This is a genomic window from Microcystis sp. M49636_WE2, assembly GCF_030065375.1.
Lineage (GTDB): Bacteria > Cyanobacteriota > Cyanobacteriia > Cyanobacteriales > Microcystaceae > Microcystis > Microcystis aeruginosa_C.
In genome coordinates this window covers 1-6,816 of the sequence record NZ_JASJFG010000363.1, presented here as the reverse complement: position 1 = coordinate 6,816, position 6,816 = coordinate 1, and the positions used below count along the sequence as shown (strand labels likewise).

At 46.6% G+C, this 6,816-nt stretch carries 5 protein-coding genes; 4 read left to right on the top strand and 1 reads right to left on the bottom strand.

Going from position 1 to position 6,816, the window contains the following annotated elements; translation table 11 throughout:
• Positions 1-482 precede the first annotated feature (482 nt).
• Both rne and rnhB read left to right on the top strand, forming a co-directional pair.
• Positions 483-2,654, top strand: coding sequence for a ribonuclease E (rne, locus tag PX484_RS08640; RefSeq protein WP_287764892.1), 2,172 nt, complete (start codon positions 483-485; stop codon positions 2,652-2,654).
• Positions 2,651-3,274 (top strand): ribonuclease HII, encoded by a 624-nt coding sequence (rnhB, locus tag PX484_RS08635; RefSeq protein WP_287764891.1) that lies wholly within the window; start codon positions 2,651-2,653, stop codon positions 3,272-3,274. Before rne ends, rnhB begins: the two co-directional genes overlap by 4 nt.
• A 5-nt stretch (positions 3,275-3,279) precedes the next feature.
• Here rnhB and PX484_RS08630 read toward each other — a convergent pair whose 3' ends face one another.
• Positions 3,280-4,035, bottom strand: a complete 756-nt coding sequence (locus PX484_RS08630; RefSeq protein WP_287764890.1) for a TVP38/TMEM64 family protein — start codon at positions 4,033-4,035, stop codon at positions 3,280-3,282.
• 382 nt (positions 4,036-4,417) lie between these two features.
• Between PX484_RS08630 and PX484_RS08625 the strand changes: the two genes are divergently transcribed.
• Together PX484_RS08625 and msrP are read left to right on the top strand one after the other, a co-directional pair.
• Positions 4,418-5,803, top strand: coding sequence for a cytochrome P450 (locus tag PX484_RS08625; protein WP_288103480.1), 1,386 nt, complete (start codon positions 4,418-4,420; stop codon positions 5,801-5,803).
• Between the two features lie 85 nt (positions 5,804-5,888).
• Positions 5,889-6,816: protein-methionine-sulfoxide reductase catalytic subunit MsrP (gene msrP, locus PX484_RS08620; RefSeq protein ID WP_288103476.1), on the top strand; the 928-nt coding region annotated here is incomplete at its 3' end.

The window sequence follows — 6,816 nt, the reverse complement described above, 5'->3', positions numbered from 1 at the left end:
TTGTCAGAGAGTGACCGAGTGAGTTATAGTCGTCTATAAGACTCGATTAAAGCATTTCTTAAAAGAATCGTGGTTTTTGGAAAATCGAAAAGTGCGCTATTTTCCCTTCCACAGAAACCTGTTGCCGAGGGGAGTAACTCAAAAACTCCTTTTTTCCTAGATTCTGATAGACAGAAACGGCGGAAACGGATAAAAAATGCTGTTATCGAGCAAGACTCAGGGATTAATTGAAAATCTCGTCTCCTGGCTGTGCTTACCTAATTGTGGGTCAAGCCGGCACTTGCCAAACAGACTTAACAACTGAAACCAAGACTCAGTTCCCACGTCTGAGAGGCAGATGAACATCAAGATGAGGCTTTAACGATGCGGACTCATCTTCTTAGAACTTTCTTAACAAGACCAGATTTCCAGAAGTAGCCTCAAAGCATAGACAAATAGCCCATAGTCCGTCGCTTTTGAAACCGAAAGATTGAGGAAATTGAATGCCAAAACAAATAATCATAGCCGAACAACACCATATAGCGGCTGTTTTTTGGGAAGATCAAATTCAGGAATTAGTTGTAGCCACAGGTAATCAGCAGGTGGCCGACATCTATCTAGGATTAGTAGAAAATGTCATACCCGGGATAGATGCGGCCTTTGTCAATATTGGCGATGCGGAACGCAATGGCTTTATCCATGTCACCGACCTGGGCCCCTTAAGACTGAAAAAAACTGCCGGTGCTATCACCGAATTACTGGCCCCCCAGCAAAAAGTGCTGGTACAGGTAATGAAAGAACCCACCGGCAATAAGGGACCGCGACTAACGGGAAATGTCACTCTCCCGGGCCGTTATCTGGTATTGATGCCCAATGGTCGCGGGGTGAATCTCTCCCGTCGCATCCGCAGTGAAGACGAGCGCTCCCGTTTACGAGCTTTAGGGATTTTGGTCAAACCAGCGGGGATGGGTTTGCTGGTACGCACCGAGGCCGAAGGCAAAGCGGAAGAAGCGATTATCGAGGATTTGGAATTTCTGCAAAAACAGTGGGAGAGTATCCAACAGATGGCCGTCAGCAGCCGCGCCCCGGCCCTGCTGAACCGCGATGATGACTTTATTCAAAGGGTTTTGCGGGATATGTACAGTGCCGATGTCAATCGCATTGTTGTGGATAACCCGGTGGCGGTAAAACGAGTTAAACAACAATTGACGAACTGGGGCGGCGGCAAAGCTCTCGAAGGGGTTTATATCGACTCCCATCGGGAAACCCAGCCAATTCTCGACTATTTCCGGGTTAACGCCGCCATTCGCGAGGCCCTGAAACCCCGGGTTGATTTACCATCTGGCGGCTACATTATCATCGAACCGACGGAAGCTTTAACGGTAATTGATGTTAACTCCGGTTCCTTTACCCGTTCGGCCACGGCCCGAGAAACCGTACTCTGGACTAATAGCGAGGCCGCCACAGAAATCGCCCGACAACTGCGCTTGAGAAATATCGGCGGTGTGGTGGTGGTGGACTTCATCGATATGGATTCCCGTCGCGACCAGTTGAAACTGCTGGAATTGTTTAATAAGGCCTTGAAAAGCGATAAGGCCCGGCCCCAGATTGCCCAATTATCGGAATTGGGGTTAGTGGAATTAACTCGTAAGCGTCAGGGGAAAAACATTTATGAATTATTCGGCAAAACCTGTGACCATTGCGGCGGACTGGGCCATTTAGCCCATCTACCCGGAGAAGGCAACGCCATCGCCCTAGAAACCCCCACCGTTAGCCGCGCGGAAAGAGAAACCTTTGTCGTTGCCCCGACTAATACAAAAGTTCTACCCGATAAGAGCGCTCCTAGCGTTGCGGCGGCCGAACCCTATCTAGAAGTTTTCTCCGAATTTGAGGCCGAAGAAAACGCCCAAGGGATGGATCTTTCCTTCCACCCCAACTATCAAGAACAGGTTAATAATTCTCGCCGTCGCCGTCGCCGTCGTCCCTCGGAACTGTTGCTAAAAGAGGAACGGAGCGAAAAAGCCTCTACTAACGCTATTAACAACGAAATCGAGCCGGAATCAGAACCACAACGCCTTGAGGAAAAACGAGAACGCCCCGCCCGTCTCTCGAAACGAGGAGAAGATGCCAGCACCGCCAAAAATATCCCCGTCAGCGAACGGGAGCGGGTTTCCGTGGAAATGACCGAGGTAGAACAGGAAGTTTATTCTTTAATGGGCATTTCTCCCCTGATTCTGGTGGATAAGGAGTTTAAAGACCCGAAATCGGTGATTGTTTCCGTGAAACTGGCAGGGGAAAGGGAGGCGGAAAACCCAGAAACGCCTCCCACTCCTGAAATATCCTTGACTCCTACCCTAGAAGTCGAGGACACAGCCGCCGCCGCCCCAGTAGAGGCGACGGAAACTGGCGAGGAAGCTGAAAATCGTCCCTTGGTGCGCCGTCGTCGTCGTTCCACCACTAGCGAAGTTAGTCAGGAAATCAACCAAGAAGCTAGTCCACCAGTGACTTTTACGCCGGAACCGATTACGACCGAAACTCCAGTTTTTCTCGGCGAAGTCATTCCTTTAGAGACCCCGGTGAGCGCCGAGGTGACAGAGGAGCCACAACTAGAGGCTGAAACCGCAGTGCTGGGTCGTCGTCGTCGTCGTTCCTCCGCCACTGCCGATGAGTCATGAGCGCAGAACTCTTAATTGCCGGTGTCGATGAGGTGGGGCGCGGGGCTTTATTTGGCCCCGTGGTGGCGGCGGTAGTGGTCACTGTCCCCTCTGGTTTTGCGCGGCTGTGGGAGTTGGGGGTAAAAGATAGTAAGCAACTTAGCCCCCAAAAACGGCAAAAATTGAGCTGGCAAATACAACGGGATTTTGTTTGTCGCATCGGTTATGCTACGGTGAAAGAGATCGATCGCTTGAATATTTTTCATGCCTCCCTACTGGCAATGAGCAGAGCTATCGGGAAATTACCCCTTTCCCCCGGTCTCTGCTGGATCGATGGCAAGCACATTATTAAAGATTTGTCAATCCCCCAAAAGGCGGTAATTCAGGGAGATCAAAAATCCCCAGTAATTGCGGCGGCTAGTATCGTAGCGAAAGTCTGGCGCGATGACTTAATGACTCGTTGGCACGGACGCTATCCCGATTATGGCCTCCCTCGTCACAAGGGTTATGGCACTGCTCAACACCTAGAAGCGATTGGCAACCATGGACTTACTTCTCAGCACCGGCTCTCTTTTAGTCCCTGTCAACAAATCCGCGTCAGTCCCCACTCAAGGGCGGAGTGGGGTGGGGAGGGCAATTGAGGGGTTTACTCACTGATAACTGATGCCAGGGCCTGACGGGCAATTTTTGTGACGTAGAGGGTGACAGCAACAGTAGCGATAAAACCGATAAGACGAATAGTCCATGATAAAACTGGGTTAGTGGCTGGTGCCGAAGTCCCGATAGTGGCAAGATTGCCCGCTAAAGAGCCAATATAGACATACATTATCGTCCCCGGAATCATGCCCGCGCAACCTAGTAGATAATCTTTCAGAGAAACCCCGGTGACACCATAGGCATAATTGAGCAGAGTAAAGGGAAATATGGGAGATAAACGGGTTAAAAGCACTATTTTTAAACCTTCTTTCCTCACAGCTTCATCGATAGCTTGAAATTTATTATTACCTTGAATTTTTTCCGCCACCCAACCCCTAGCCAGATAACGTCCCACCAGAAAAGCGGCAGTAGCACCGATAGTTGCCCCGATAAAGACGTAAAAAGAGCCTAAAACCAAGCCAAAAACCACACCAGCCCCTAAAGTTAGGATTGAACCTGGAAAAAAGGCCACAGTAGCTAGAATATAGATAATTATAAACGCGATCGCTCCCACAGCCCCCAAACTATCCACCCAAGTTAAGGCATGGAAAAGAATAGTTTGAGGGTTAAAACCGGTGGAGGCACTGGATTCGAGGGCAAAAGCGGGGGGAGTAGTCAGGAAAAAAACAAGGCTAAATGTAGTTAATAACAGTAAATGCCTGATAATCACAGTTTTTCCTAAGGGCAAAAACTTGGAAATAATCATAAAAAGTCCCTATAAGGAATGAAAAAAGAGAGATTGAACTATAGAAGCGAATTAAATAGAACTGGGGCTATTCTACCCCGATTATCATTGTTTAGACCAGAAAGCCAATCCTGAAAATTCCCAGAAAATCCCCCTCTCTCCGAGAAGATAAGACAAGCAACAGCCCGATAATTTTTGCTGTTTACCTGATAAGCTAGGACGCATTTTAACCGCCTATCCTTAGATTAGCTGAATCTCCCCTAATCCCTTTACTTTTGCCTCTTGCCTCTTGCCTAATCTCAATAAGCAATTCAAATGCGCGGGCAGCCTATTACACCTTGCCGTCTCTGGAGAAAAAATGTCACAATTAGAAATAATTAGCATTGGATATAGCAATCAATCTATGAAAATCCTCCCCAAGGTCAAAGCCCCCACCTTCGTGCAAATGGCACAATGGATCATTAATCCCGTGGGTTTTATGGAAAATGCCGCCCGCAAGCATGGCGATATTTTTAGCACAAAAGTGGGTTTAACTGTAGATAATTTTATCTTTGTCAGTAGTCCTTCGGCCCTACAACAAATTTTAACTAATGATCGTAAACAATTCTCGGCACCGGGGGAAGCAAATCGGATTATTGCCCCGATTATTGGTGATTATTCCGTCGTCATGTTAGACGGGGACATCCATAAAAAACGCCGTCAGCTTTTATTGCCACCTTTTCACGGGGAAAGAATGCGTTTCTACGGCGATTTAATCCGCGATATTACCCTAAGAGTAATGGCAGAATTGCCCCAAAATCAACCTTTTAAGGCCCGTTCAGCGACCACAGCGATTGCTTTACAAGTAATTATGGAGGCAGTTTTTGGAATTAGTCAAGGGGAACGTTATCAAACCCTGAAAAAAATTCTGGCTGAAATGCTCGATATTTTTAACTCTCCGGTGATGGCTTCTTTGTTATTTTTTCCAATTTTGCGGGCTGATTTGGGTGCTTGGAGTCCCTGGGGAAAATACCGGCGTTCCCAAGAAAAAATTGATGATATTATCTACACAGAAATTGCCGAAAGAAAAGCTAATCCTAACCCCAATCGTACCGATATTTTATCACTACTGATGTCGGCCCGGGATGAAGAAGACAACCCGATGAGCGATAAGGAATTGCGCGATGAATTAATGACCTTATTATTCGCCGGTCATGAAACCACAGCCACTTCTATGTCTTGGGCGCTCTACTGGACTCATCGCTATCCAGAAATTAAAGCAAAAATTCTCCAAGAAATAGCCACTTTAGGAGATAATCCTAACCCCATTGATATAACTCGATTACCCTATCTTTCGGCGGTTTGTTCGGAAACTTTACGCATTCATCCCGTGGGAATGTTAACTTTTCCGCGAGTAGTGCAAGAACCGGTAGAACTAGATGGTTATCCTTTAGAAAAAGGGACAATTCTTATGGGTTGTATTTATCTAGCTCACCACCGGGAGCAAACTTTCCCCGATTCCCATACTTTTAAACCAGAACGCTTTTTAGAAAAACAATTCACCCCCTACGAATATATGCCTTTTGGTGGTGGAGCGCGTCGTTGTATTGGGGAAGTTTTAGCTATCTACGAGATGAAAATCGCTATCGCCACAATTTTGGCCAATTATCAGTTAACTCTAGTTAATAATACCCCCGAAAAACCCAGCCGCCGCGGTGTCACCCTTGCTCCCTCGCGAGGAGTTCCCATGGTCTTAAAAGGACGACGGGAACCTCTGGTGACTGCCCCGATGCTCGCCGAAATTTCTTAAAAAAACTGACAAAATATTGTACAATCAGAGTTGTGGTATCATATATCATAACTCTGCTTTTTTGTCAATAAAATTGGGGATAATTATGGTCTTAATTCGTTTAGCTAAATCCTGGCAAATTTCCGAAAATGAAGTTACTTCCGAAAGTGTTTATTTTAACCGTCGTCGCTTTTTACAGGGGTTAATCGGGACAGGAATTGCGGGTAGTTCCCTATTATTAACCGCTTGTGGTAAATCCTCCTCCTCGGAAGCTTTAGAAAAAAGTTTGCAATTACCTAAAATTGCAGGGTTCAGCAAGAATCCGAATTTTTTAACGGTAAATCGCCCCATAGTTGCCGAAACTGTAGCGGGGAGATATAACAATTTTTATGAGTTCGGAGGGGGGAAAAATATCTGGTTAAAAGCGCAGAAATTACCGACGAATCCCTGGACGGTAGAAGTGGGAGGATTGGTAAAAAATCCCCAGACCTACGATATAGATACTATTAAAAAAACCTTCCCTCTCGAAGAAAGAATCTATCGTTTTCGTTGTGTGGAAGCTTGGTCAATGGTGTTACCTTGGCTGGGTTTTCCCATGAGTGCTTTAATCGCAGCAGTGGAACCAAAACCGGAAGCTAAATTCGTCCGTTTTACCTCCTTTTATGATCCCGAAATTACCAAGGGGCCAGGATTACATTTAGGAGCCTTACCCTGGCCCTATACAGAAGGTTTAAGAATTGAAGAAATGGCCAACGAATTAGCTTTCTTTGCTGTGGGAATTTTCGGGCATGATTTACCCAAACAACACGGCGCACCCTTGCGAATGGTTATTCCTTGGAAATACGGTTTTAAAGGAGCAAAATCGATAGTAAAAATTGAATTTACCGCCAAACAACCCGCCACCTACTGGAACACAATTGACGCTCACGAATACGATTTTGAGGCTAATGTGAACCCCAGTAAACCCCATCCCCGTTGGTCGCAAGCAACGGAGAAATTTATCGGCAGTAGAAGTGATTTATCTTGGGAAATTA

Bases quoted from the DNA above. Each gene is read 5' to 3' on its own strand.
- PX484_RS08625 (WP_288103480.1), top strand. From the start codon at position 4,418: ATGAAAATCCTCCCCAAGGTCAAAGCCCCCACCTTCGTGCAAATGGCA.
- rne (WP_287764892.1), top strand. From the start codon at position 483: ATGCCAAAACAAATAATCATAGCCGAACAACACCATATAGCGGCTGTT.
- rnhB (WP_287764891.1), top strand. From the start codon at position 2,651: ATGAGCGCAGAACTCTTAATTGCCGGTGTCGATGAGGTGGGGCGCGGG.
- PX484_RS08630 (WP_287764890.1), bottom strand. From the start codon at position 4,035: ATGATTATTTCCAAGTTTTTGCCCTTAGGAAAAACTGTGATTATCAGG.